General features: G+C 65.8%; 30 protein-coding genes. 19 read left to right on the forward strand and 11 right to left on the reverse strand.

What is annotated here, in order from left to right:
- Nucleotides 1–4 precede the first annotated feature (4 nt).
- A complete protein-coding gene (locus PTT45_RS10820) occupies nt 5–583 on the reverse strand; it encodes a Maf family protein (protein ID WP_273813261.1) in 579 nt (192 codons plus the stop codon).
- A 106-nt stretch (nt 584–689) separates the two neighbouring features.
- Here PTT45_RS10820 and PTT45_RS10825 point away from each other — a divergent pair, with 106 nt between their 5' ends.
- From PTT45_RS10825 to PTT45_RS10885, 13 genes are all read left to right on the forward strand, one after another.
- Complete coding sequence (locus PTT45_RS10825; RefSeq protein ID WP_273813262.1) at nt 690–1217, forward strand: YceD family protein; 528 nt, start codon at nt 690–692, stop codon at nt 1215–1217.
- A gap of 13 nt (nt 1218–1230) precedes the next feature.
- Nucleotides 1231–1413 carry a 50S ribosomal protein L32 gene (gene rpmF, locus PTT45_RS10830; protein ID WP_021700475.1) on the forward strand — a complete coding sequence of 61 codons (183 nt, stop codon included), beginning with the start codon at nt 1231–1233 and terminating at the stop codon, nt 1411–1413.
- Between the two features lie 3 nt (nt 1414–1416).
- Nucleotides 1417–2427, forward strand: a complete 1011-nt coding sequence (gene plsX, locus PTT45_RS10835) for a phosphate acyltransferase PlsX (RefSeq protein WP_273813263.1) — start codon at nt 1417–1419, stop codon at nt 2425–2427.
- A 151-nt stretch (nt 2428–2578) separates the two neighbouring features.
- On the forward strand, nt 2579–3517 hold the full coding sequence (gene fabD, locus PTT45_RS10840; RefSeq protein WP_273813264.1) for an ACP S-malonyltransferase: 939 nt from the start codon (nt 2579–2581) through the stop codon (nt 3515–3517).
- Nucleotides 3518–3535: 18 nt separating this feature from the next.
- On the forward strand, nt 3536–4279 hold the full coding sequence (gene fabG, locus PTT45_RS10845; RefSeq protein WP_273813265.1) for a 3-oxoacyl-ACP reductase FabG: 744 nt from the start codon (nt 3536–3538) through the stop codon (nt 4277–4279).
- Between the two features lie 179 nt (nt 4280–4458).
- Entirely contained in the window at nt 4459–4692 is a 234-nt protein-coding gene (gene acpP / locus PTT45_RS10850) for an acyl carrier protein (protein ID WP_273813266.1), read from the forward strand.
- 109 nt (nt 4693–4801) lie between these two features.
- The gene (gene fabF / locus PTT45_RS10855; RefSeq protein WP_273813267.1) at nt 4802–6046 is read left to right on the forward strand and encodes a beta-ketoacyl-ACP synthase II; all 1245 of its coding nucleotides are present in this window, start codon (nt 4802–4804) and stop codon (nt 6044–6046) included.
- Nucleotides 6046–6861, forward strand: coding sequence for an aminodeoxychorismate lyase (gene pabC / locus PTT45_RS10860; RefSeq protein ID WP_273813268.1), 816 nt, complete (start codon nt 6046–6048; stop codon nt 6859–6861). Before fabF ends, pabC begins: the two co-directional genes overlap by 1 nt.
- A 3-nt stretch (nt 6862–6864) precedes the next feature.
- Nucleotides 6865–7902, forward strand: coding sequence for an endolytic transglycosylase MltG (gene mltG, locus PTT45_RS10865; protein ID WP_273813269.1), 1038 nt, complete (start codon nt 6865–6867; stop codon nt 7900–7902).
- A 9-nt stretch (nt 7903–7911) separates the two neighbouring features.
- The gene (tmk, locus tag PTT45_RS10870) at nt 7912–8544 is read left to right on the forward strand and encodes a dTMP kinase (protein ID WP_273813270.1); all 633 of its coding nucleotides are present in this window, start codon (nt 7912–7914) and stop codon (nt 8542–8544) included.
- Nucleotides 8537–9523, forward strand: coding sequence for a DNA polymerase III subunit delta' (locus tag PTT45_RS10875; protein ID WP_273813271.1), 987 nt, complete (start codon nt 8537–8539; stop codon nt 9521–9523). Before tmk ends, PTT45_RS10875 begins: the two co-directional genes overlap by 8 nt.
- Nucleotides 9524–9559: 36 nt before the next feature.
- Nucleotides 9560–9916 carry a PilZ domain-containing protein gene (locus tag PTT45_RS10880; protein ID WP_043310025.1) on the forward strand — a complete coding sequence of 119 codons (357 nt, stop codon included), beginning with the start codon at nt 9560–9562 and terminating at the stop codon, nt 9914–9916.
- Nucleotides 9917–9988: 72 nt separating this feature from the next.
- Nucleotides 9989–10771, forward strand: a complete 783-nt coding sequence (locus PTT45_RS10885) for a TatD family hydrolase (protein ID WP_273813272.1) — start codon at nt 9989–9991, stop codon at nt 10769–10771.
- 237 nt (nt 10772–11008) lie between these two features.
- Here PTT45_RS10885 and PTT45_RS10890 read toward each other — a convergent pair whose 3' ends face one another.
- A complete protein-coding gene (locus tag PTT45_RS10890; protein WP_273813273.1) occupies nt 11009–12142 on the reverse strand; it encodes an aminotransferase class V-fold PLP-dependent enzyme in 1134 nt (377 codons plus the stop codon).
- A 75-nt stretch (nt 12143–12217) separates the two neighbouring features.
- On the opposite strand from PTT45_RS10890, the gene PTT45_RS10895 reads away from it, so the two are divergent.
- The 5 genes from PTT45_RS10895 (at nt 12218) to PTT45_RS10915 (ending at nt 16392) form a co-directional block, all read left to right on the forward strand.
- Nucleotides 12218–12856 (forward strand): TetR/AcrR family transcriptional regulator, encoded by a 639-nt coding sequence (locus PTT45_RS10895; RefSeq protein WP_273813274.1) that lies wholly within the window; start codon nt 12218–12220, stop codon nt 12854–12856.
- 349 nt (nt 12857–13205) lie between these two features.
- Nucleotides 13206–14174 (forward strand): GTP 3',8-cyclase MoaA, encoded by a 969-nt coding sequence (locus PTT45_RS10900; protein WP_273813275.1) that lies wholly within the window; start codon nt 13206–13208, stop codon nt 14172–14174.
- Between the two features lie 29 nt (nt 14175–14203).
- A complete protein-coding gene (locus tag PTT45_RS10905) occupies nt 14204–15097 on the forward strand; it encodes a radical SAM protein (RefSeq protein WP_273813276.1) in 894 nt (297 codons plus the stop codon).
- A gap of 82 nt (nt 15098–15179) precedes the next feature.
- Entirely contained in the window at nt 15180–15785 is a 606-nt protein-coding gene (locus tag PTT45_RS10910; protein ID WP_273813277.1) for a DUF4823 domain-containing protein, read from the forward strand.
- Nucleotides 15786–15822: 37 nt separating this feature from the next.
- Nucleotides 15823–16392 carry a DUF1285 domain-containing protein gene (locus tag PTT45_RS10915; RefSeq protein ID WP_273813278.1) on the forward strand — a complete coding sequence of 190 codons (570 nt, stop codon included), beginning with the start codon at nt 15823–15825 and terminating at the stop codon, nt 16390–16392.
- A 29-nt stretch (nt 16393–16421) separates the two neighbouring features.
- Here PTT45_RS10915 and PTT45_RS10920 read toward each other — a convergent pair whose 3' ends face one another.
- From PTT45_RS10920 to PTT45_RS10960, 9 genes are all read right to left on the reverse strand, one after another.
- Complete coding sequence (locus PTT45_RS10920) at nt 16422–16787, reverse strand: VOC family protein (RefSeq protein ID WP_273813279.1); 366 nt, start codon at nt 16785–16787, stop codon at nt 16422–16424.
- A gap of 20 nt (nt 16788–16807) precedes the next feature.
- A complete protein-coding gene (locus PTT45_RS10925; RefSeq protein WP_273813280.1) occupies nt 16808–17425 on the reverse strand; it encodes a hypothetical protein in 618 nt (205 codons plus the stop codon).
- A gap of 23 nt (nt 17426–17448) precedes the next feature.
- Nucleotides 17449–19077: a BatD family protein gene (locus tag PTT45_RS10930; protein WP_273813281.1), complete on the reverse strand. Its 1629-nt coding sequence runs from the start codon at nt 19075–19077 to the stop codon at nt 17449–17451.
- The gene (locus PTT45_RS10935; RefSeq protein ID WP_273813282.1) at nt 19074–20852 is read right to left on the reverse strand and encodes a VWA domain-containing protein; all 1779 of its coding nucleotides are present in this window, start codon (nt 20850–20852) and stop codon (nt 19074–19076) included. Before PTT45_RS10935 ends, PTT45_RS10930 begins: the two co-directional genes overlap by 4 nt.
- Entirely contained in the window at nt 20852–21871 is a 1020-nt protein-coding gene (locus PTT45_RS10940; protein WP_273813283.1) for a VWA domain-containing protein, read from the reverse strand. The genes PTT45_RS10935 and PTT45_RS10940 overlap by 1 nt, the downstream gene beginning before the upstream one ends.
- On the reverse strand, nt 21864–22361 hold the full coding sequence (locus PTT45_RS10945; protein ID WP_273813284.1) for a DUF4381 domain-containing protein: 498 nt from the start codon (nt 22359–22361) through the stop codon (nt 21864–21866). Before PTT45_RS10945 ends, PTT45_RS10940 begins: the two co-directional genes overlap by 8 nt.
- Nucleotides 22358–23299 carry a DUF58 domain-containing protein gene (locus PTT45_RS10950; RefSeq protein ID WP_273813285.1) on the reverse strand — a complete coding sequence of 314 codons (942 nt, stop codon included), beginning with the start codon at nt 23297–23299 and terminating at the stop codon, nt 22358–22360. The genes PTT45_RS10945 and PTT45_RS10950 overlap by 4 nt, the downstream gene beginning before the upstream one ends.
- Nucleotides 23300–23321: 22 nt before the next feature.
- Nucleotides 23322–24281 carry an AAA family ATPase gene (locus PTT45_RS10955; RefSeq protein ID WP_273813286.1) on the reverse strand — a complete coding sequence of 320 codons (960 nt, stop codon included), beginning with the start codon at nt 24279–24281 and terminating at the stop codon, nt 23322–23324.
- Nucleotides 24282–24410: 129 nt separating this feature from the next.
- A complete protein-coding gene (locus tag PTT45_RS10960) occupies nt 24411–25253 on the reverse strand; it encodes a DUF1353 domain-containing protein (protein ID WP_273813287.1) in 843 nt (280 codons plus the stop codon).
- Between PTT45_RS10960 and PTT45_RS10965 the strand changes: the two genes are divergently transcribed.
- Nucleotides 25252–25374, forward strand: a complete 123-nt coding sequence (locus tag PTT45_RS10965; RefSeq protein ID WP_273813288.1) for a hypothetical protein — start codon at nt 25252–25254, stop codon at nt 25372–25374. The genes PTT45_RS10960 and PTT45_RS10965 overlap by 2 nt on opposite strands.
- Nucleotides 25375–25475: the final 101 nt, after the last annotated feature.

Consider the following 25475-nt stretch of genomic DNA (forward strand, 5'->3'; position numbering starts at 1 on the left):
GCAGTCAGGGAATGGCGATGCCTTCCCTGTCCAGCATCTGCACCAGGCGAATCAATGGCAGGCCGACCAGGCTGGTGCCGTCTTCGCCTTCGGTGGAGCGAAACAGGCTGACGCCCAGGCCTTCTGCCTTGAAGCTGCCGGCGCAGTCGTAGGGTTGCTCAGCGTGTAGGTAGTTGCTGATCTGCTCCTCGGTCAACTGGCGGAAATGTACGGTGAACGGCACAACATCCACCTGGCAATGGCCGCTGGCGCTATTGAGCAGGGCAAGGCCGGTCAGGAAGGTCACGCTGGTGCCGCTGGCGGCCATTAGCTGCTGGCTTGCGCGTTCGAAGTCATGGGGCTTGCCGAGAATTCTGGAGCCCAGTACGGCGACCTGGTCCGAGCCGATGATCAGATGCGCAGGGTAGCTCTCGCTCAGGGCGCGGGCCTTGGCTTCGGCCAGACGTCGTACCAGTGTCTCGGCGCCCTCGTCGGGCTGCGATGCCTCGTCGATGTCTGGTGCGGCCCAACTGAAGGGGTGGCGCAGGCGAGACAGTAGCTCGCGGCGATAGGGCGAACTGGATGCGAGTACCAGTGGCAGCATGGTCGGTCTCCTGGGCGGGCGCGAGATTCTAGCGCTGGCAAAGACCGACGGACAGGGCGGAAATTCCTTTGACACTGGCAGGGTGCATCCCTAGAATACCGCGCCTATGTCAAATGGACCGATTCCACCTCACGTTGATCCGCGCAAGCTTGCCGATCGTGGCGTCACCCTGGAAGGGGAGATGCAACTGGCCAGTCTCGAGCGGTTGTGCGACTCGCTGGAAGATAATTCCGGCAAGGTGCGCGCGAAGCTGGTCTTCGAACGTGGCGAGCGCCGTGCTGTGAGTATTCACAGTGAGCTCGAGGTTGAGGTCAAGATGGTTTGCCAGCGTTGTCTGGAACTGGTCGCCCTGCCGATCCGCAGCGAGTGTCATTATGCGGTGGTGAAGGAAGGTGCGGATACCCAGTCGCTGCCGAAGGGCTATGACGTGCTGGAAGTGGGTGAAGATCCGTTGGATCTGCTGACGTTGGTCGAAGATGAGCTGTTGCTCGCTCTGCCCATCGTTCCGGCCCATGCCCCTGAGGATTGCCAGCAGCCGGCCGGTGCTAATGAGCCCGAGCCGAGCCAGGACGAGGTACCGCGGTCCAACCCGTTCAGTGTTTTGGCGCAGTTAAAGCGTGACCCAAACGTTTAGGAGTTATTGAGTTATGGCTGTTCAGCAGAACAAAAAATCCCGCTCTGCCCGCGACATGCGCCGTTCGCACGACGCTCTCGAGGCCAACGCTCTGTCCGTAGAGAAGAGCACCGGTGAAGTTCACCTGCGTCACCACGTGTCCCCGGAAGGTTTCTACCGCGGCCGTAAAGTGATCGACAAGGGCGCCGACGAGTAATCCTTGTCCGCTTCGCTGATCGCGATTGATGCAATGGGTGGGGACTTCGGTCCCCACTGCATTGTTCCGGCCTGCATTTCTAGCCTGGCCGAATTCCCCTCGCTACACCTGACCCTCGTCGGTCAAGCTCCTCTCCTCGAAGAACTCATCGCCCGCCATCCTGGTGTCGATCGCGCACGTCTGCACGTCGAGCACGCCAGCGAGGTGATCGGTATGGACGAACGTCCTACGCACGCCCTGCGCGGCAAGCCCGATGCGTCGATGCGCGTGATGCTGGAGTTGGTGCGCAGTGGCCGGGCCAAGGCCTGTGTCAGTGCCGGTAATACCGGTGCGCTGATGGCGCTGTCCCTTTATGTGCTCAAGCCCCTGCCGGGTATCGACCGGCCAGCGATGGTCACTGCCGTGCCCACGGCCAAGGGCGTCTGTCATCTGCTCGACCTGGGCGCCAACGTCGACTGCAGTGCCGAGCAGCTCTATCAGTTCGCGGTAATGGGGGCGGTGGCCGCCGAGGCGCAGGGTATGCTGCGGCCGCGGGTGGCGCTGCTCAATGTCGGTACTGAGAACATCAAGGGCAACCAGCAGGTCAAGCTGGCGGCCAGCCTGTTGCAACAGGCCGAAGGGCTGAACTACATCGGTTTCGTCGAAGGCGATGGCCTGTATCGTGGCGAGGTCGATGTGGTGGTGTGCGACGGCTTCGTTGGCAACATCCTGCTGAAGTCCAGCGAGGGGCTCGTCTCGATGATCTCCGCGCGCATCGAGGCGCTGTTCAACGAAGGCTTCGTCTCCAAGCTGGCCGGTGCCGTGGCCCTGCCGTTGCTCAAGCGCCTGCGCGGTGAGCTGGCGCCGGCGCGGCACAATGGCGCCAGCTTCCTCGGGTTGCAGGGCATCGTGGTGAAGAGCCACGGTGCTGCCAGTGCCGAGGGCTTCCAGAGCGCCATTCGTCGAGCTGTAATCGAGGTGCGCGAAAATCTACCGCAGCGCCTGCATGGCCGTCTCGAAGATCTGCTGCTCTGAGCTGCGCGACTTGGCGAACTCGATCGCCTTTGTGTTCTCCAAGGCAAGCGCATCTCGCCATGTCTGTGACCACAGGCGAGGTTGCTCCATCCAACCTTCAGTTCATGACCCGCTCGACGGGTTTCCATCGACTAGATAAGGGATAGTTTCGATGTCCGCCTCCCTCGCATTTGTCTTCCCCGGCCAAGGCTCGCAGTCGCTCGGCATGCTCGCTGAGCATGGCGCCCAGCACGCCCTGATTCGGGACACCTTCGACGAGGCTTCCGAAGCGCTCGGTTACGACCTCTGGGCACTTACCCAGGAAGGCCCGGAGCAGCGTCTCAACGAGACCGACAAGACCCAGCCGGCCATTCTGACTGCCTCGATTGCCCTGTGGCGCCTGTGGCTGGCGGATGGTGGCGCACGTCCGGCCTTCGTTGCCGGCCATAGCCTGGGTGAGTACTCCGCGCTGGTCGCCGCTGGCGCGATTGCCTTCTCCGACGCGGTGAAGCTGGTCGAGCGTCGTGGCCAACTGATGCAGCAGGCCGTTCCGGCCGGGCAGGGCGGTATGGCCGCCATCCTCGGTCTGGAGGATGCCGATGTGCTGGCTGCCTGTGCCGAGGCTGCGCAGGGTGATGTGGTCAGCGCCGTCAACTTCAACGCACCTGGCCAGGTAGTGATCGCCGGCAGCGCGGCTGCCGTCGAGCGTGCCATCGAGGCCTGCAAGGCCCGTGGTGCCAAGCGCGCCATGCCGTTGCCGGTCAGCGTGCCGTCGCACTGTGCGCTGATGCGCCCGGCGGCTGAGCAGTTCGCCGAGGCGGTCAATGCGCTGTCCTGGCAGATGCCGCAGATTGCCCTGGTGCAGAACGTCAGTGCAGCCGTGCCGGCCGATCTGGATACGCTCAAGCGTGACCTGCTGGCTCAGTTGTACAGCCCGGTACGCTGGGTCGAGAGCGTGCAGTTCCTGGCCGAGCAAGGCATTGCCGAGCTGGCCGAGTGTGGCCCCGGCAAGGTGCTGGCAGGGCTGAACAAGCGCTGCGTCAAAGGCATCAATACCCACAATCTGGATACCCCGGACGCCTTCGTCGCTGCTCGTGCGGCGCTGGTCTGAGTCAAAAAGGAGATCAATATGAGTCTGCAGGGCAAAGTCGCGCTGGTTACCGGCGCCAGCCGTGGTATCGGTCAGGCCATCGCGTTCGAACTGGGCCGTCAGGGCGCCATCGTCATCGGTACTGCCACCAGTGAGGCTGGCGCCGCACGCATCGGCGAGGCGCTCAAGGAGCAGGGCATCCAGGGTGCCGGCCTGATGCTCGACGTGGCCAGCAGCGAGTCGGTCGATGCTGTGCTGGAGCAGATCCAGAAGGATTTCGGCGCCGTGGCCATTCTGGTCAACAACGCCGGTATCACCCGCGACAACCTGATGCTGCGCATGAAGGACGAGGAGTGGTTCGACGTCATCAACACCAACCTCAACAGCCTGTTCCGTTTGTCCAAGGCCGTGCTGCGTGGCATGACCAAGGCTCGCTGGGGGCGCATCATCAGCATCGGTTCGGTGGTTGGTGCCATGGGCAACGCCGGGCAGGCCAACTACGCGGCGGCCAAGGCTGGCCTGGAAGGCTTCAGCCGCGCTCTGGCGCGTGAAGTCGGCTCGCGTTCGATTACCGTCAACTCGGTGGCGCCCGGCTTCATCGATACCGACATGACCCGCGAGCTGCCGGACGCCCAGCGTGAGGCGCTGCTGACCCAGATTCCGCTGGGCCGCCTGGGCCAGGCCGAGGAAATCGCCAAGGTGGTCGGCTTCCTGGCATCCGACGGCGCAGCCTACGTCACCGGCGCTACCGTTCCGGTGAATGGCGGCATGTACATGAGCTGAATGTGACTCGGCCTTTCAGGTAACTGTCATAGAACCAGTCTAAAGTCCGTTACAAAAGTGCAACCGGCGGTAGACGGCAGTTCGGAAGGGTATAGGCATTCGGCTTGAAACTTAGAAAACCCTTTCTATACACTGCAGCCCAGCTGCACGGAATTTTTCCATAGGAGTGAAAACAAGACATGAGCACCATCGAAGAACGCGTCAAGAAAATCGTCGCCGAGCAACTGGGCGTCAAAGAGGATGAAGTGACCAACAGCGCTTCCTTCGTCGAAGACCTGGGCGCCGACTCCCTTGACACCGTCGAGCTGGTGATGGCTCTGGAAGAGGAATTCGAGACCGAAATCCCGGACGAGCAGGCTGAGAAGATCACCACCGTTCAGGAAGCCATCGATTACATCAATTCGCATTCCTAAGCGTTTGTAATCGCCGGTTTTCGGCCCCGAGAAGCCGCACTGCCCCTCAAAAGGCGTGCGGTTTTTCTTTATCGGGGCGGCAAGTTTCAACGAGAAAGAGGATTGTGCAGTGTCGCGTAGACGCGTCGTGGTTACCGGTATGGGCATGCTGTCGCCGTTGGGCGTCGATGTGGCGAGCAGCTGGCAGGGAATTCTGGCTGGCCGTAGTGGCATAGGCCTGATCGAGAGCGTCGACCTGTCGGCTTTCTCCACCCGCATCGGCGGTTCGGTGAAGGGCTTCGATGTCGAGCAATACCTGTCGGTCAAGGAAGCGCGCAAGCTCGACCTGTTCATTCAGTACGGTCTGGCGGCCAGTTTCCAGGCGATGCGTGATGCCGGCCTGGAAATCACCGATGCCAATCGCGAGCGCATCGGTGTGGCCATGGGCTCCGGTATCGGCGGCCTGAGCAACATTGAGGCCACCTGCAAGATCCTGTTCGAGCAAGGGCCGCGGCGCATCTCGCCGTTCTTCGTGCCAGGCTCGATCATCAACATGATTTCCGGCTTCCTGTCGATCCACCTGGGTCTGCAGGGGCCGAACTACGCCATTGCCACCGCCTGTACCACCGGTACCCACTGCATCGGCATGGCCGCGCGCAATATCGCCTACGGCGAGGCCGACGTGATGATCGCTGGCGGCGCGGAGATGGCTGCTTGTGCTCTGGGTATGGGCGCTTTCGGCGCGGCGCGCGCAATGTCCACCCGCAATGACGATCCGACCAAGGCCAGCCGTCCCTGGGACAAGGGTCGCGATGGCTTCGTGCTGTCCGACGGTGCCGGTGCCTTGGTGCTGGAGGAGCTGGAGCACGCCAAGGCGCGTGGCGCGACCATCTACGCCGAGCTAGTCGGCTTCGGCATGAGTGGCGATGCCTACCACATGACCTCGCCGCCGGAAGATGGCAACGGTGCTGCGCGCTGCATGACCAATGCTCTGCGCGATGCTGGCATGAATCCGGATCAGGTGCAGTACATCAATGCCCACGGCACCTCGACCCCAGCCGGCGACAAGGCCGAGGCCAGCGCGGTGAAGTCGGTGTTCGGCGAGCACGCCTGCAAGCTCTCGGTCAGCTCGACCAAGTCCATGACCGGTCACCTGCTGGGTGCTGCCGGTGCGGTGGAGGCGATCTTCAGTGTGCTGGCCCTGCGCGATCAGGTCGCTCCGCCGACCATCAACCTGGACGAGCCGGACGAGGGCTGTGACCTCGACTTCGTCGCGCACCAGGCCAAGCCGCTGGCGATCGACGCGGTGCTGTCCAACTCCTTCGGTTTCGGCGGCACCAACGGTTCGCTGGTGTTCCGTCGCTTCAACGGCTGATGCTGCGCTGGGTCGACGGCCGTCCGGCCACGGATCTGCCTCTGGGTGATCGTGGCCTGGCCTATGGCGATGGCCTGTTCGAGACCATTGCCGTGCGCGGTGGTCGCGCCAAGCTGCTGCCGCGCCATCTGGCGCGACTGAGCGAAGGGCTGCGACGCCTGTCCATCGACCTCGACCTGCCGGCGCTGGAAGCCGAGCTGCAAGCCTTCTTCGCCGAGTTGGGCGAGGGCGTGGCCAAGCTGATGATCACCCGGGGCGAGGGGCTGCGCGGTTATGCGCAGCCGCAGCCGGCCAGCCCTCGCCGCATCCTGCTGGGCAATCCGCTGCCCAGCTATGCCGCCGAGAATGCCGAGCAGGGGGTTCGTCTGTTCCCTTGTACCACGCGTCTCGCCGAGCAACCGCTGCTGGCCGGCCTCAAGCACCTCAATCGCCTGGAGCAGGTCCTGGCTCGAGGCGAGTGGCAGGACACCGCCTTCGCCGAGGGGCTGATGTGTGATGTGTCCGGGCGGGTGGTCGAGGGGGTGTTCAGCAACCTGTTCCTGGTCAAGGGTGGCGCACTGCTCACCGCCGATCTGTCGCGTTGCGGCGTGGCGGGGGTGATGCGTGCCGAGGTGCTGGCGCAGGCCGAGCGTCTTGGCCTGGTATGCGAGGTTCGCGACCTCGGCCTCGATGAGCTGTACGCCGCCGACGAGGTCTTTCTCTGCAACAGCCTCTATGGCATCTGGCCGGTTCGCGAGTTGCAGGAGCATCACTGGCCCGTTGGAGCGCTGACCCGTAAACTGCAGGCCCTTATCCGCAGTCTTCTGGATTCCTGATTCGTGATACGCAAGTTGATGCTGCTGCTTGCTGCCGGCCTGGCGTTGCTTGTGCTGGCGTTTGCCCTGGCGGGTTGGCGCCTGCACGTTGCCCTGAACCAGCCGCTCCAGCTGGAGAGCGAGCGCCTGGTTGAGGTCCAGCCGGGTGATACCCCGGGCGGCATGCTCAATCGCCTGGAAGCAGAGGGCGTGCTGGATGGCGCCTTCTGGCTGCGCCTTTACTGGCGCTTCAATCTTTCCGGTGAAGCGCTGCATAGCGGTGAGTATCGTCTGACGCCGCAACAGAGCGTGCGCGACATGCTTGGCCTCTGGCTGCGTGGCGAAGTGGTGCAGTACAGCCTGACGCTGGTCGAGGGCTGGAGTTTCCGCCAGGTGCGTACCGCCCTGGCGCGCCAGGAGAAGCTGGAGCAGAGCCTGGCCGGGCTTGACGACAAGGCGCTGATGGCCAAGCTCGGCTTGCCTGGCGCGAGCCCCGAGGGGCGCTTCTTCCCCGACACCTATCGCTACGTGCGTGGCATGAGCGATCTCGACCTGCTCAAGCAGGCGCGCAGCCGCCTGGACCAGGTACTGGAAGAGGAGTGGGGCAAGCGCGCCGAGGGCCTGCCGTACCGCGAGCCCTACGATGCGCTGATCATGGCCTCCATGGTCGAGAAGGAGACCGGCGTGGCCGAGGAGCGTGGGCAGATCGCCGGCGTGTTCGTGCGCCGTCTGCGCAGCGGCATGCGCCTGCAGACCGACCCGACGGTGATCTTCGGCCTCGGCGAGCGCTACAAGGGCAACCTGACCCGCGCCCACCTGCTCGAGGCGACGCCCTACAACACCTACACCATCGACGGCATGCCGCCGACGCCTATCGCCCTGGCCGGCCGCGAGGCGATCCATGCCGCGCTCAACCCGGTCGCGGGCAAGAGCCTGTACTTCGTCGCTCGTGGCGACGGCAGCCATGTATTCTCGGAAAACCTGGAGCAGCACAACCGTGCCGTGCGCGAGTACCAGCTCAAGCGCCGCGCCGACTACCGCTCCAGCCCCGCGCCCAAATAAGGAAGAGCCGTGAGCGGTCTGTTCATCACCCTGGAGGGCCCGGAAGGGGCCGGCAAGAGCACCAATCGCGAATACCTCGCGGCGCGCCTGCGTGAGCAGGGCGTCGAGGTGGTGCTGAGCCGCGAGCCGGGCGGCACGCCGCTGGCCGAGCGCATCCGCGAGCTGCTGCTGGCGCCCAGCGACGAGGCCATGGACAGCGATACCGAGCTGCTGCTGGTGTTCGCCGCCCGCGCCCAGCACCTGGCCCGCGTCATCCGTCCGGCGCTGGCGCGTGGCGCCGTGGTGCTCTGCGATCGTTTCACCGACGCCACCTATGCCTATCAGGGTGGCGGCCGCGGCCTGGGCGAGGCGCGCATCGCCGAGTTGGAGCGCTTCGTTCAGGGTGAGCTGCGTCCCGATCTGACCCTGGTATTCGACCTGCCGGTGGAAGTCGGGCTTTCCCGCGCCGCCGCGCGCGGTCGCCTGGATCGCTTCGAGCAGGAAGGACGCAGCTTCTTCGATGCAGTGCGCCAGACCTATCTGCAGCGCGCCAGTGCTGCGTCGGCACGCTACCGTGTGCTGGATGCGGCGCAGTCGCTGGAGTCGGTGCAGCGTTCCATCGACGCTCTGCTGCCAGAGATCCTGGAGCGCTGCCGTGGCTGAAGCCTATCCCTGGCAGGCGCAGCTCTGGCAGCAGCTGGCCAGTCGCCCGCGGCACGCCCATGCCTATCTGCTGCATGGCCCGGCCGGCATCGGCAAGCGTGAGCTGGCCGAGCGCCTGATGGCGCGCCTGCTGTGCCAGAAACCCGATGACCTGAACGCCTGCGGCCAGTGCAAGGCTTGTCACCTGCTAGCGGCCGGTACTCATCCGGACGTGTTCGTGCTGGAGCCAGAAGAGGCGGACAAGGCCATCAAGGTCGACCAAGTACGCGAGCTGGTCGGCTTCGTGGTGCAGACTTCGCAACTCGGCGGGCGCAAGGTGGTGCTGCTGGAACCGGTGGAGGCGATGAACCTCAACTCCGCCAACGCCCTGCTCAAGAGCCTGGAAGAGCCTTCCGGCGATACCGTGCTGCTGCTCGTCAGCCACCAGCCGAGCCGCCTGTTGCCGACCGTGAAGAGCCGCTGCGTGCAGCAGGCCTGCCCATTGCCGAGCCGGGAGCAGAGCCTGGCCTGGCTGACCCAGGCGTTGCCGGAGTGCAGCGACGAGCAGCGCCAGGAGCTGCTTGCCCTGGCCAGTGGCTCGCCGCTGATGGCGCGCCGGCTGCATACCCAGGGCGTGCTGGAGCAGCGCGCGCTGGTGGTCGAGGGCGTGAAGAAGCTGATCAAGCAGCAGACCAGTGCCAGCCAGCTGGCCGAAGCCTGGAAAAGCCTGCCGATGATCATGCTGTTCGACTGGTTCTGCGACTGGGCGCAACTGATGCTGCGCTACCAGCTGAGCCGCGACGAAGAGGGTCTGGGCGCCACCGATATGCGCAAGGTGGTGCAGTACCTGGCCGACAAGACGCCGCAGCACAAGCTGCTGGCCATGCAGGACTGGTTGCTGCAACAGCGGCAGAAGGTGCTGGGCAAGGCCAACCTGAACGGTGCTCTGCTTCTCGAAGCCCTGCTGGTGCAGTGGGCAAGCCTGCCCGGGCCGGGCTAGAATCGAAAATCGGATTAAGTCGCAAGGATTTAGTGCATGAGCTTGCCACCCAATTTGGGCCCGCGTAACGGAATTCTGTCCCTGACCATCAAGGACAAGTCCGTGCTGTACGCGGCCTATATGCCCTTCATTCGCAATGGCGGCCTGTTCATTCCGACCGCCAAGAGCTACAAGCTGGGCGACGAGGTGTTCATGCTGCTCAACCTGATGGATGAGCCGGAAAAGATCCCGGTGGCTGGCAAGGTGGTGTGGATCACCCCCAAGGGCGCCCAGGGCAACCGGGCGGCCGGTGTCGGCGTGCAGTTCAACGATGGTGACAACACCGCGCGCAACAAGATCGAAACATACCTGGCCGGTGCGCTGAAGTCGGATCGCCCGACCCACACCATGTAAGTCGCGACTTAGAGCTTCAAGGCAGAGGCGCCCGAATCGGGCGCTTCGTCATTTCAGAGACAGAGAAATTCCATGCTGGTTGACTCCCATTGCCACCTCGACCGCCTCGACCTGGCGGCTCACGACGGTTCCCTCGATGCGGCGCTGGACGCCGCCCGTGCCCGCGGCGTGCAGCACTTCCTGTGCATTGGCGTGAGCGCTGCCAACGCCAGTGCGGTCAAGGCACTGGCCGAGCGCTATGCCGATGTGGACTGCTCGGTAGGCGTGCATCCGCTGGATCTGGAGAAGGGCGAGGCGCCGGCGCTGGACTGGCTGCTCGGTGAGCTGAACCATCCCAACGTGGTGGCTATCGGCGAAACGGGGCTGGACTACCACTACGAGCCCGAGGCTGCCGAGCTGCAGCAACAGTCCTTCCGTCTGCATCTGGAGGCGGCCAAGGTCACCGGCAAGCCGGTCATAGTCCATACCCGCGAGGCGCGAGCCGATACCCTGGCTCTGCTGCGCGAGGCGGCGCTGCCGCAGGCCGGCGTGCTGCACTGCTTCACCGAAGACTGGGAGATGGCCAAGGCGGCTCTGGATATCGGCTTCTATATCTCGCTGTCCGGCATCGTCACCTTCCGCAATGCCGATGCCCTGCGCGAAGTGGCACGCAAGGTGCCGGCCGATCGCCTGCTGGTGGAGACCGATTCGCCGTATCTCGCGCCCATTCCCCATCGTGGCAAGCCCAACTTGCCGCAGTACGTGCGTGAGGTGGCGGAGTTCCTGGCTATGGTCCGTGGCGAGTCGTTCGAGGCCCTGGCCGAGCAGACCACGGCCAACTTCAAGCGCCTGTTCCCGCAGGCTCGCGTGGTCTGATCGGGCCGCTCACAAAAATCGCGGACAAAAAAAACCCGGGTTCTGGGGGATGAATCCGGGTCAAGACCATTAGGAGTAAAACGAAGGTACGCGATCCACGGTACCTCGACTGGCGGGGCACTTGGGGGGAGATGCCGCACGCCAGTCATTCCAGTATTGGCCAGGATTGTCCTTCGTCCATGTTGGTCACACCGGTTTCTTAAACGTATTTGGAATACCGCCGCCGCTGCTGAGCACTCAGCCTTGTCGCAGCTGAGCCAGTACCGTCAGGCTTCGTTCGATCACCGCCGGCTCGGTATAGAAATGTGGCGACAGACGGATGCCCTTGCCGCGCTGTGCACAGATCACCTGCTGTTCCCTGAGGCGCGCGAACAGGGCCTGGTTGTCCCAGCCGGCCAGGCTGAAGGTGAGGATGCCGGCGCGGCGTGCCGGGTTCAGCGGGCTGTGCAGCTGGGCGCCGGCAATACGCTGCAACCCTTCCTGCAACTGCAGCACGCGTTCCTCGATCTGCGCAGCCACCTGCGGCATGCCCACTTCCTCGAGCAGCGACAGGCTGGCCTCCAGCGCCATGGCGCCGAGCATATTCGGGCTGCCGCACTCGAAGCGCCGAGCGCTGCGGGCCGGTTGCCAGTCGTTGCGATCATAGTCGCCGGCATGTTCGAGCATGTGCCAGCCGTATTCGTGCAGGGCCAGTTGTTCGCGCAGGTCACTACGACAATAGAAGACACCCAGGCCCTCTGGGCCAAGCATCCACTTGTGGCCGTCGGCCATGGCGAAGGCACAATCGCAGGACTGCACGTCCAGCGGTTGCGCGCCGAGTTGCTGGATGGCGTCGACGCACAGCAGTACATTTTTGGCGCGACAGCCGGCTCCCAGGCGCGGCAGGTCCAGGCGCAGGCCGCTGGCGAACTGCACCGAGCTGATGGACAGCAGGCGGGTACGAGGGCCGCAGGCGTCCAACAGGGCTCCCTCCGGGTCTTTGCCGCCGAGGTTGACCTGTACCACCTCGACCCCGCGTGGCTTCAGGGCTTCCCAGACGATGCGGTTGGAGGGGAATTCCTCATCGCTGATCACCACCTGGTCGCCGGCTCGCCAGTCCAGCCCGAAGGCGACGAACGACAGCGCCTCCGAGGTGTTCTTCACCAGCGCCACATCAGCCGTGGAGGGGGCATTGAGCAGGCGCTGCAGACGCTCGCGCAGGCGCTTCTCCACTTGCAGCCAGGCGGGGTAGTCACGAGCACCGAGGCTGATGTTTTCCTCGGCGAAGCGGCGCACCGCCTCGGCGGCACGCCTTGGCCAGGGAGCCACTGCGGCATGGTTGAGGTAGCAGAGCTCGGGAGCTAGCGGGAATTCGTCGCTTGGATTGATCATTGGGCCGATGATCCGTGCATTTTTGCGCTGAATAGGCATAATAACGCGCTTCAATTTTCATCTCGCAGTCACTTCATGAACAAAGAACCTCGCAAAGTCCGCGAATTCCGTCGCCGCGAACAGGAAATTCTCGATACCGCGCTCAAGCTCTTCCTTGAACAGGGTGAAGACAGCGTGACTGTCGAGATGATCGCCGATGCGGTCGGGATCGGCAAAGGCACGATCTACAAGCACTTCAAGTCCAAGGCCGAGGTCTACCTGCGTCTGATGCTGGACTACGAGCGCGACCTCAACGCGCTGCTGCTGTCCGAAGACGTAGCCAAGGACAAGGAAGCGCTGGCCCGTGCCTACTTCGAGTTCCGCATGCGTGACCCGCAGCGCTACCGTCTGTTCGACCGCCTCGAAGAGAAGGTGGTCAAGGGCAATCAGGTGCCGGAGATGGTCGAGCAGCTGCACAAGATCCGAACCTCCAACTTCGAGCGCCTGACTCAGCTGATCAAGGGCCGCATCGAAGAGGGCAAGCTGGAAGACGTGCCGCCGTACTTCCACTACTGCGCCGCCTGGGCGCTGGTGCATGGTGCCGTGGCCCTGTACCACTCGCCGTTCTGGAGCAGCGTGCTGGAAGATCAGGACGGCTTCTTCCAGTTCCTCATGGACATCGGTGTGCGCATGGGCAACAAGCGCAAGCGCGACGGCGAAACGCCGGCAGTCTAGGGGCTGTTCCCGTTCAGTTCGCGAACCGCGTTGCTGCGAAAAATCTCGCCAGGCTAGGCGTGGAACGCAGGTTAATGGTGTTCCCTTGCCAAGTTCCACAACGACGCATGGCGAGATTTTCCGCGCAACCCGAAGGGACAGGCCAGTTTTTGCGCGGAACGTCGTTACTCGACAGCTCATTTGGACGACCAAACTTCACGTCTCGTGCCTAGCCCCGCGCAAAAACTGGCTCCGTCGCGGCCGTGAACTGAACGGGAGCAGCCCCTCATGCCATTCAGCCCGCCAATGATGCGTTCTTTGCCATCGGCGGCGGGCATATACTCCGGACTGAACACTGCCGGAGTTCTCCATGATCGTTGACCACCAGGGTCGGCGTTTTCGCAATCTGCGCATCAGCCTGACCGCCGCCTGCAACTATGCCTGCACCTACTGCGTGCCGGACGGCAAGCGCCTGGTGGCTGCTCAGGACGAACTGTCCGCCGAGGCCATGGTGCGTGGCGTGGCCTACCTAATGGAGGCGGCCGGCATCGAGCGGCTGCGCATCACCGGTGGCGAGCCGCTGGTCAGTCCCAAGCTCGATCACTTCCTCCGCGAGACCAGCCGCCTGGGGCTGCAGGACATCGGCCTGACCACCAACGGCCAGTTGCTCGCGCGCAAGCTGCCGCTGCTGCTGGAGTGCGGCCTCAAACGAATCAACGTGTCGCTGGACACCCTCGACCCCGACGACTTCAAGCGCATCGCTCGTGGCGGCGACCTGCCAGCTGTGTTGCAGGGGCTGGAAGAGGCGAGGGCGGCGGGGCTCAGGATCAAAATCAACATGGTGCCGCTGCGTGGGCAGAACCACGAGCAGGTGCTGCCGATGCTCGATTACTGCCTGGAGCGGGGCTTCGAGCTGCGCTTCATCGAACTGATGCGCATGGGCCATCTCGCCCGCGAGGGTGCGAGCTTCCAGCAGCAGTTCTATGGCATGCCCGAGTTGCTGGCAGAGGTCGGCAGCCGCTACGAGTTCATCCAGGCTGCGGCGCCGCTGGATGCCACCGCGCTGCGCTACGAGATTCCAGGGCACGGCTTCTTCGGCGTGATCGCCAACGAGAGCGTGCCGTTCTGCCGGACCTGCTCGCGCCTGCGTCTGTCCTCCACCGGCTGGCTGCACGGCTGCCTGTCATCGAGCAACCGTCACTATGTCGGCGACCTGCTCGACAAACCGCGGCATCAGGCCTTGCCGGCCCTGCAGCGCCTGCTGGTGCGCGCCCTGGGCGACAAGCAGGACGTCGCCTTTGCCGGTGGCGCCACCGTCATGAAAATCATCGGCGGCTAACGCGCCGCCTCATCTATCCGTACGAAGCCATGCCTGCCGAATTCCCCATCGCCTATATCGAACCGGTGTTCCGTCCGCCGAGCGAAGCCAACTCCCTGATCCTGCCGGTGACCAACGGCTGCTCCTGGAACAGCTGTACGTTCTGCGAGATGTACACCCAGCCGCAGAAGAAATTCCGTGCCCGTGACGAAGAGCAGGTGCTGGAGGAGATTCGCCGCGCCGGCGAGCGCCTGATCGTGCAGCGGGTGTTCCTCGCCGATGGCGATGCCCTGGTGCTGCCGACGCGGCGCCTGCTGAATATCCTCAACGCCATTCGCGAGCACATGCCCGAGGTCGATCGGGTCTCCAGCTACTGCCTGCCGCGCAACCTGCGCAAAAAATCGGTGGAGGAGCTCAAGGAGCTGGCCGACGCGGGACTGAAGATGGCCTATGTCGGCTGCGAGTCGGGTGACGACGAGGTCTTGGCGCTGGTCAACAAGGGCGAGACCTTTGATTCCAGCCTCAGCGCCCTGGACAAGCTCGGCCAGGCCGGCATCACCCGCTCGGTGATGATTCTCAACGGCCTCGGCGGCACCTCGCTGAGCGAGCAGCATGCCGACAACTCGGCGCGCCTGATGAACGCTTCGCAGCCGGAATTCCTTTCCACCCTGGTGGTCAGCTTCCCCACGGGCGAGGAGCGTTTCCGTGCCGGCTTCGAGGGCTTCCAGCCGCTCGGCCAGCAGCAGCTGTTCCTCGAGGTCGAGCGCCTGCTGCAGGGCCTGGAGCTGCATGACACGGTATTCCGCAGCGATCACGCCTCCAACTACCTGGTGCTCAAGGGCAACCTCGGCGCCGACAAGACGCGCCTGCTGGCCCAGGTGCGCCAGGCCATCGAGCGCCCGCAGAGTGCCCATCTGCGTCAGGAGTGGCAGCGCGGCCTGTAGGCTGCGCTGTGGCACAGGTTGGCGCGGAAGCTGCTATGTCTTTCTATCCGCCGGTTTTCCGTCACCGGCAGGGAGGAAACCAATGCGTAGCTTGATCCTGTTGCTGGCGCTCTGTGCGCTCGGCGGCTGCATGAAGGTCGGCGACATGGCCGCCGGTACCGAGTACCACTTGCGCGATGCCGGCGTGCTCGACCGCAGCGATACCCGCCGCTCCGCCTCCTGGCGCCTGCAGGCCGACTCTTTCGTGTTCATCGCCCAGGGGCACTACGTGCCGCCGGGTGATGCCCACCCGCGGCCCAATGTTGTGGCCGAGGAAGCCTTCAAGGCCTTCGTCGAATACTTCCCCCTGGTGCGCCGCGCCAGCAAGCCCGAGGGCCTGGACGAGGCGATGAACGAGGCGCGCATAGCTGGCGCCCATTACCTGCTGTACACCCGCTTCGCCGATGCCGACGACCGCATCGGCACGCTGGAGGAGTGGGAGGATCAGGAAGCACTGGACCGTGTCGGTGTGGACTCGGGCGTGATCCAGCTGATGCTGATCGAGACCAGCACCCGCTACCTGGTAGATACCGCACGGATTCGCAACCACGGCGGATTTCTGACGTTTTACGATAACCAGCCCATCGATCAGCTGCGTGCGCCATTCGAGCAATATGCCCGCACCCTGCTGGGTGTGAGCGCACGCTAGCCGCCATACTCGAGGCGGGCACAGGAGAACAGAAGCAATGAGTGATCCGGGCAAGGCCGGCGACCTGCTGGCACAGATTCCCAAGGGCGAAGGCAAGGGCCTGCCGCCGGTACACCTGTGGAACCCGGATTTCTGCGGCGACATCGACATGCGCATCGCCCGCGACGGCACCTGGTACTACCTGGGCACGCCGATCGGGCGCAAGCCGATGGTCAAGCTGTTCTCCACCATCATCCGCCGCGACGACGACAAGTACTTCCTGATCACCCCGGTGGAGAAGGTCGGCATCGTCGTCGACGATGCGCCGTTCGTGGCGGTGACCCTGCAGGTGATCGGCGAAGGCGAGGCGCAGGTGCTGCGTTTCACCACCAATGTCGACGAAGAGGTCGAGGCAGGCGCCGAGCACCCGCTACGGGTCGAGATCGATCCCGCGAGCCAGGAGCCTGCGCCCTATCTGCATGTGCGGCGCAACCTCGAGGCGCTGGTGCATCGCAATGTGTTCTACCAGCTGGTGGACCTGGCGGTGGAGCGGGAGATCGATGGCCAGCTGTGGCTCGGGGTCTGGAGCGGCGGCACCTTCTTCCCGATCGGCCCGCAGCCGGAGTAATCGCAGCTGCGGCGATACGCCTGAAGCGGCTAGATATTCTGGCCGATGCGCCACAACACCCCGGACGGATCGAGCAGCACGAAGTCGCGCATGCCCCACGGCTGGTCCTGTAGCGGATGCAGGCGCACGTTGTAGCGCGCGACCACGCCCGAGTCCTGCACCTGCTGCCACCATGCTTCAACGTCCTCCACCAGCAGGTGCATCATCAGGTTGTCCGCCAGCTCAGGCACATAGAAGTCCTGCAGCAGGAAACTGCTGTTGCCATGGTGGAAATAGGCCACGCCGTCGCCGTCCGAGGCCATGCGAAAGCCCAGGTCCTGATAGAAGGCTTTGGAGCGCTCGAAGTCCTTGGCTGGCACGAAGGCTTTGATTTCCGTGGTGTTCAGGTTGCTCATCGTCGATCTTCCTTGCGTGTTCAATACAGGTCGGTGCGTTTACGCGGCTGAATGGCCTGGATGAAGCTGTAGCCCAGGCCGATATCGGTGACCACGCGGGTGCACATGGCGGGGATGGCGATCAGCGCGTGGATCAGCATCGCCACGGCGGCGTAGCCGGCGAACTCCACTGCGCGTAGGGGGCAGGGCAGCGGATCGCGGCGGCTCTCCAGCAGCGTCTGGCGCAGGGCCGGCAGATCGGCCCAATGCTCGCCGTCGATCTTCTCGCGCATGGCCAGCGGATACAGGTTGCGGCTGCGACAGCCGCGGCGGAAGGCGCGCCACATGCGTCTGGGCTCCAGCACCAGGCCGGTGGAGAGGGCGATCAGGTTCATGGTGCCGAGCAGTGGCGAGTTGAACATCGAACCGGTGCCCAGCTCCCAGGCGCTGACCTCGCCCTCGCCGATGCGCCCGGTGCTGTAGCCGGTCGCCACGTGGTGCAGGTCGTGGTACTTCAGGTAGACGTGGCGGGTCTCGATGTTGGGCAGCGGCACCAGCAGGCAGCCGGTGTAGACCGGCACGGTGCAGGCCTGGCGGTCGGCGGTGTCGCTGAAGCCGCAGCGCCGGTAGAAGGCGGCGAGTTCTTCCTTGAGAGTCATGGCATCCGTCCTTGGCAAAGTAGTCAGCGAGGGTACAGCGGTGGCAGCGGGCTGGGCTCCTGCGGGTTGGCCGCCGCTTCCAGCGCCGGCAGGCTGCGGATGGCCTTCCACAGGCTCTCACCCTGCCACTGGTGGCCAGTCTCGCTGTACAGCGCACCGTTGAGGCCATCCATGGCGTCGGACAGTGGCGCGAAGCGTGCCGCCATGTCGGCCAGGGTTTCCGGCTGCTGGCGCGCCCAGGCGTCCAGGGCCTGGCGCGTGGCGTGTGGGTCATTGGCCAGGCAGGCGCGCTTGAGGTCGTCGAGCAGCGTGCGCGGGCTGGGGCCGGTCTGCGCGGTGGGCAGGATCGCCGGCTGGCGCCGCGCATGCCACCACAGGCCGAAGCCCAGCACGGTGGTCAGGGCGAGCAGGGTGCAGGCCAGCTGCCAGGGCCAGAGCAGGGCGCTGCTCTGCTCGCCGAGAACCGGCTGGCCACCGACCGGGGCCTCGACCTCCAGGCTCGGGTTATTCGCTACTTCCAGGGTGCGTGGCGCGAGACTGGCGGTTTCCAGGCGATCCTCCACGGTGTTCCACCACAGCACCTGTACTTCCGGCAGGCCGACGCGGCCGCTTTGGCTCGGCACCAGGGCTTCGCTCTCCTCGCGGCTGCCGATCAGGCCCTTGTCGTTCACCTCGTTGCGCTGCTGCGGCTGGTCCGGATAGCGACGCAGGCCTGGGCTGTCCTGGATCGGCAGCGGCGGCAGCTGGGAGCTGGACAGGCCCTGGGCACGCAGCATGATGCTGCGGGTCAGCGAGTCGCCCACGCGGGCCTTGTTCGGCTCCGGGTTCCACGCCTCGGTCAGCGTCAGTTCGCGCGCCGGCAGCCAGGGCGCGTCGGCGGGCCAGCTGGCGGGGCGCGGCTTGACGGTGAGCGGGATTGCCGGCGATTTCACCCGGGTCAGACGCCCCGGGCGCGGGCCGAACGGGTTGTAGTCGCGGTCGCGGACCGCTGGCGTGGCGCTGAATACCTGCGAGGGAATGCTCAGCTCGCCGCTCTGCTGCGGGAAGATCGCATAGCGCAGCTCGATCACGCCGTGGCGCACGCCGTTGACGTCGGTCTCGAAGGTGCGTGGGTCGCCGAGCTGTTCGACGCGAGCATTGGGCATGCTCAGGGGCGTCAGGCTGCTGTCGTCATACAGCGATACCGAGTGGTAGATGCGCAGGGTCAGCACCACCTGGGCCTGCACGTAGACGCTCTCCTGATCCAGGCTGGCGTCGATGAAGATGGGCGCCAGCTGACCGTTGCCGCTGGCATCGCCTTTGACCACCTGCAGGGTGATCGGTTGGCTCTGCGCATCGCCCAGCTTGAGCGGCGGCACCACCACGAAGCCGGTCTGCTGCGGCAGCAGAGTGATGATCCAGCGCGTGCTGGAGCGAGCCTTGCCGCCCAGGGTCGAGAGCTGGTTCTCCTGGCGGGTGCTGATCACCTCGAACTGCTGCTTGAGCGGCGCCAGGTCCGGCATGCCGAATTCGGTGGCGTCGTCGGATTCGAGGATCAGGTCGAAGGTCTCGCCCTCGTTCAGGCGAGCCCGGTCGACGGTGGCGGAGAGGTCGGCGGCCCAGGCCTGCATGCCGAGCAGGCAGAGGAGGAGGGCGCAAAGCAGGCGATTCATCGGGGTTGTTCCTGGCGCTGCTGTTGTTCGTAGAGGAATTTGCGCCGCAGCAGCTCGCCCGGATCGTCGGGGATCTGCCGCAGCCATTGTTCCAGCGCGTCGCGCTGTTCGCCATCCAGCGGCTGAGCGGTGGCCTGAGTGGGTTCGCCGGGCGGCTGCGCGGTGTCTGCCTTCTCGGGGCCCTGCTGCTGGCCTTGCTGTTGTTGCGCGGAGTCCTTGGACTCTTGCGTCTGGCCATCCTGGTGTGGCTGTTGGGCCTGCTGCGACTGCTGTTGTGGGTCGCTGCTCTTGTCGTCCGGCTGCGGCTGGCCGGCAGCGGATTGCTGCTCGCCCTGCTGATTCTGCTGGTCTTGCTGCTGGCCCTGGTCCTGCTGTTGGGCTTGCTGTTGCTGTTGCTGTTGCTGCTGCTCTTTCTGCTCACGCAGCAGCTGCTCGACCAGTGCCTTGTTCTGCTGCGCCTGCTGCAGCTCCGGATCGCGCTCCAGGGCCTGCTCGTAGGCGTCCACGGCGGCCTCCAGTTCGTTGCCCTTGGCCAGGGCATTGCCGCGGTTGTAGTGGGCGATGGCGCTATCGGCCTTGGCGAAGCGTTCGGCCGCACCGGCATAGTCGCCGGCGTGGTACAGCGCCTCGCCCTGCCACTGCGGGTCCTGGAAGTGTTCGGCGGCGTCCTTGGGCTTTTCCGCCTGCAGCAGGCGCTGGCCCTGCTGGTCCGGACGCAGCCACAGGTCGCCCCAGCCGAAGGCGTAGCTGGGTTGCGGCGCCAGGCACAGCAACAGTGGCAGGCAGAACAGCCAGCCCCGGCGCCCGGCGCAGGCGGCGATCAGCAGCAGTGGCAGCAGCAGCCAGTGGCCCTGGTCGGCCCAGGCCGCCAGTTGGGTCGGTTCAGCGCCTTCGCGCAGCTGCTCCGGGCCATCGAGCAGCTCCAACCCCTGCAGGTCGCTGTCGTCGAGGCGCAGGGTGCGGTAGCGGCCGCCCAGCTCGTTGATGAAGCTGCGCAGGCTGGCGCTGTCCAGGCGCGGCACCAGGATGGCGCCGTCGGCACCCTTGACCAGGCTGCCGTCCTCGCCACGAATCGGCGCACCCTGGGCGGTGCCAACACCCAGCAGCGCCAGGCGCTCGCCGCGGCTACCGAGGGCGCGGCGGATGCCGTCGCGCTCATTGCTATCCAGTTCGCTGCCGATCAGCAGCAGGCGACCGCGGCCCTGGGCGCCGTGATCGAGCAGCTGCATGGCGCGCTCTACCGCCAGGTCGGCGCGGCGGCCTGGCTCCGGCATGATTGATGGCTTGACCGCCTCCAGCAGGTTGCGCGCGGTGGACAGGTCGTCGGACAGCGGCACCAGAGTGTGGGCGCTGCCGGCGTACACGATGATCGCGGTCTGCGCGTCGCTACGCGCCTGCAGCAGGTCGAGCAGCTTGCGCTTGGCCTGCTCCAGGCGATTGGGCGCGGCGTCGGTGGCTAGCATCGCCGGGGTCAGTTCGAGCAACACCACCAGCGGGTCGGCGCGCTTCTGGCTGGCCTGCTCCAGGCGCTGCCAGCTGGGGCCGAGCAGGGCCAGCAGGGCCAGCAGCCAGGCCAGGCCGAGGGCGATCCACGGTAGCTTGTTGCTGCGCGTGCGCCCGCCGGAGAGCAGCACGGCCTGGAAGGCGGCCGGCAGCAGCAGTTGCCAGCGCCCGCTGCGTTTCTCGCGGTGCCACAGCTGCCAGAGCAGCCAGCAGAGCAGCGGCAGCAGGAGCAGCCAGAACGGGCGCAGCCAGTGTGGCCAGAGCATCTCCATCAGGCCGCGCCTCCGAAGCGAGAGGTCAGCGCCTGCCAGCGTTGCGGCCACAGCTCGCGGGCGATCAGCAGCATGCTGATCAGCAGAGCGGCGGCCAGCGGCCAGGGATACAGGGCCTTGGCCGGGCGCGCGCGGGTCGGCAGCTGGGCGGCCGGCTCCAGCTGGTCGAGGGTTTCCTCGATGCGTTGCAGTTCCTCGCTGGTGCGGGCGCGGAAGTAGGTGCCTCCGGTCTGCTCGGCGATGGCGATCAGCGTCGGCTCGTCGAGATCGACGCCGGGGTTGAGCCCGAGCATGCCCATGATGCCGCTCTGCTGCGGGTCGGCGCCGATACCGATGGTGTAGATCTTCACCTGCTGCTCGGCGGCCAGGCGCGCGGCGACCTTGGGTTCGATCTCGCCGCCGTTGTTGGCGCCGTCGGTGATCAGCACCAGCACGCGGCTGTCGGCCGGGCGCTGGCGCAGGCGTTTGACCGCCAGGCCAATGGCATCGCCGATGGCGGTCTGCGGCCCGGCGATGTTGATCAGCGCCTCGTCCAGCCAGGTGCGCACGGTGTGGCGATCGAAGGTCAGCGGCGACTGCAGGTAGGCGCGGCTGCCGAACAGGATCAGGCCGATGCGGTCACCGCGGCGGTCCTCGATGAAGTCACCGAACAGCTTCTTCACCAGTTCCAGGCGCGGGATGTCTTCGCCTTCCCACTGCATGTCGTCGTGGTCCATGGAGCCGGACACGTCTACCGCCAGCAGCAGGTCGCGGCCGCTGGTGGGCAGCGGCAGCGGCTCGCCGACCCATTCCGGGCGGGCGGCGGCGATGATCAGGAACATCCACAGCAGCACGAAGGGCGCCTGCTGGCGCCAGGCTGGCAGGTTGGCGCGGGCACGGCGGCCGCTGAGGCCTTCCAGTTCATTGAGGAAGCTGACCTTGAGTGCCGCCTCGCCGCTGTCCGCCGCCGGCAGCAGCAGGCGCAGCAGCCAGGGTAGCGGTGCGAGCAGGATGATCCACGGCCAGGCGAACTCAAACATGCTTGCGAATCCAGGTGTCGACGGCCTGGTTGAGGCCGTTGATGGCCTTGTCGTCGAGGCTGCAGTGGCTGCGGTAGGTGCCTTCCACCAGGATCATCCAGCGGGTCAGGCCGGCGGCCGGACAACGGCTGTCGAGGAAGGCCAGCCAGGCGCGGCCACTGAGCACGTGGCTGTTGTCCGTGGGGTAGTCGGCACGCGCCAGGCGCTTGAGCAGGGCATTGAGCTGCTGCAGCCAGGGGCCGGCATGCTGGCCGTCGTAGGGGCGCACCAGGCGCGCCAGCTCGGCCAGGGCCGCCTGGCGCATGGGGTCGAGCGGCTGTTCGGCCTGCAGCGCCTGCTGCTGCCGGCGTGGCAGGTAGCGGCGCAGGTACCACAGGCCCCAGAGCAGCAGCGGGATCAGCACCAGCAGTGCCCACCAGCCAGGCGCCAGCGGCCACCAGGATACCGGCGGCGGGGCGATGGTCGGCTGCAGCTGGTCGAGCGGGTTCATGTGCGCTTGCCCGCCTGCGGGCCGCTGAGGTGGTCGCGCAGCTGCTCGACCAGGTCCTGCGCGCTGCTCAGCGCCAGCAGCGGCACGCCGAGCTTCTGTGCCAGGCGTTGCCAGCGGGCGCGGCGTTGCTCGGCCAGGCCGCCGTAGGCCACGCGCAGGTCATCGCCACGGGTATCCAGCTCCAGCAGTGCGCCGCGCTCGGCGAAACGCAGCAGGCCGGCGCTCGGCAGCTCGTGGTCGAGCGGGTCGGACACCGGCAGCAGCACCAGATCGGTGTGCCGCGCCAGCAGGACCAGCTGCTGTTCGGCGGAGTCGTTCAGCGTGCGTTCGTCGCAGATCACGATCACCAGGCTGCCGGGGCGCAGCACCTCGCGGGCGCGGCGCAGGGCCAGGCCGAAGCTGTCGCGTTCGCCGGTGGCTTCTGCATGTAGGGCCTGGTTGGCGCGGGTCAGGCGGTTGAGCAGCTGCAGCAGGCTCTGCTTGCTGCGCCGTGGCTTGATCTCGTGGTGCTCGGCGTCGCCGAACACCAGGCCGCCGATGCGGTCGTTGTGCGCCAGCGCGGCCCAGCCGAACAGGCTGGCGGCCTGGGCGGCGAGCACCGACTTGAACTGCAGTGCCGAGCCGAAGAACAGCCGGCGGCTCTGCTCGACCATGATGAAGATCGGCCGCTCGCGCTCCTCGTGGAACATCTTGGTGTGCGGTTCCTGGGTGCGCGCGGTGACGCGCCAGTCGATGGTGCGCACGTCGTCGCCGGCCTGGTACACGCGCACCTGGTCGAAGTCGACGCCACGCCCGCGCAGCTTGGAGTGGTGCAGGCCGATCAGCGGGCTGCGCCGGGCCGGGGTGGAGAACAACTGCACCTCGCGCACGCGGTGACGCATCTCGATCAGCTCGGCGAGGCTGACACGAATGCCCGGTGGGGTCGGTTGCACATGCATGGAGAGGGCTCGCCGGTGGCCGTCAGGCCACCGCCACCACGTCGAGGATGCGCTGCACTACGCGGTCCTGGTCGATACCGGCGGCTTCCGCCTCGAACGACAGGATGACGCGGTGGCGCAGCACGTCGAACAGTACCGCCTGGATGTCTTCCGGGCTGACGAAGTCGCGGCCGGCCAGCCAGGCATGCGCGCGGGCGCAGCGGTCGAGGGCGATGGTGCCGCGCGGGCTGGCGCCATAGGCAATCCACTCGGCCAGCTCGGCGTCGTGCTTGGCCGGGGTGCGGGTGGCCATCACCAGTTGCACCAGGTATTCCTCCACGGCATCGGCCATGTACAGGCCGAGGATTTCCTGGCGGGCGGCGAAGATCGCCTGCTGGCTGACCCGGTGCTCCGGCTTGGTCTCGCCGTGCAGGGCATCACCGCGGGCTTGGGCGAGGATCTTGCGCTCCACCGCGGCGTCCGGGAAGCCGATCTTCACGTGCATCAGGAAGCGGTCGAGCTGCGCCTCGGGCAGGGGATAGGTGCCTTCCTGCTCGATGGGGTTCTGCGTGGCCATGACCAGGAACAGGCGCGACAGCTCGTAGGTCGAGCGGCCGACACTGACCTGGCGCTCGGCCATGGCCTCGAGCAGGGCCGATTGCACCTTGGCCGGGGCGCGGTTGATCTCGTCCGCCAGTACCAGGTTGTGGAAGATCGGCCCCTGCTGGAACACGAAGCTGCCGGTTTCCGGACGGTAGATCTCGGTGCCGGTGATGTCGGCGGGCAGCAGGTCAGGGGTGAACTGGATACGGTGGAACTCGGCTTCCATACCCTCGGCCAGCTCCTTGATAGCCTTGGTCTTGGCCAGGCCTGGCGCGCCCTCCACCAGCAGATGGCCGTCGGCGAGCAGGGCGATCAGCAGGCGCTCGACGAGCTTTTCCTGGCCGAGGATCTGGGTCGCGAGAAATTGCCGCAGGGCGACCAGCGCTTCACGATGTTCCATCGAAATCTTCCTGGAGAGGGACTGACGGGGCGGTGAACTCACCCGATCGGGGCGCTAAATGTACTGCATCGCCGCTTGCCGTGCAGGCCCCGCGGCCGCGATTGCCCACTGGTTCCGCTTCGCAGCGGCTCATGCAGACCGCTGCATTTCACACAAGTTCTGTGCCGCCCCGGGCAGTTCGCTGGTGCAGGTCAGCAGGCTGTTGCCGGGGCGTGGACCGCGCACGTCCGGGGCGCCGAACAGGCGCACGCTCAGGTAGTAGACGAACGCCGCCGGCCACCACATGCCGGCCTCGCGCAGCATGCGGAAGAACAGCAGGTCGGCCTCGTGCTTGGCCACCGGCGCGGCGTTCAGGTACTGGTACAGCGCGTCGTGCACCAGGCTGGCGGGGTGGGTCAGGGGCCAGAACACCTCGGTCTCGCAGATCGCGCCACCATGCAGGTGCAGCACCTTGTGCGGCTTCTCCCACCAGTCCGGCACGCCGATGATCGCCAGCCAGTAGAAGGGCACCTTGGGCGTGCAGCCGTCCCAGGCGTAGGTGGTGGGGCAGGCGAAGTCGTAGGCGACCTGCTGGCGCTGCGGGTCCGGCTGCGAGCGGCCGGGGTTGATGATCATCAGCCCGTCGTGGATCACCAGCCACTCGCCATAGAAGTAGCGCCCGGCGAACTCCGGGCAGCGGCGCAGGAAGGGCTGGTCGATGTAGTTGAGCCAGGGGCCGCAGTGGTCGCGGCTGGCGAAGCCCCACTTCTCCTCGCTGGCGGCCAGGGCCGCCGCGGCGCGGCGCAGGCGTTCGCGGCGGCCGATCCAGCGTGGCAGCAGCACGCCGATGTACACCGGCACGCCGGCCCATAGCAGCGGCGTCACCAGGTGCGGCCGCAGCCAGGCGGCCAGGCCGAGCAGGCTCAGGCCGATGGCGGTGATCAGCAGGTTGTTGAGGTTGAGCACCAGACGGCGGCGGAGCGGAGACTGCATGGCTTCCCTTCCCGAATGCACAGAACGAAACCTTATCAGCCACGGTGCCCGCATGGCGATGAACGAATATGTCGCGCCGCTGCAATCCGCCTGCCACGGCCTGTCGCTAAGCTTGGCGTGACCTCATGGTCGCCATGCGCCTGCCGAGTTCCGGGCATCGCCTAGACTGCTTGGAAGCCCGGAGCCGCGTGCCCCTATCGAATAACAAGTCCAGCGGAGCAA

The organism is Pseudomonas sp. Gutcm_11s (genome assembly GCF_028649395.1).
Classification (GTDB): Bacteria; Pseudomonadota; Gammaproteobacteria; order Pseudomonadales; family Pseudomonadaceae; genus Aquipseudomonas.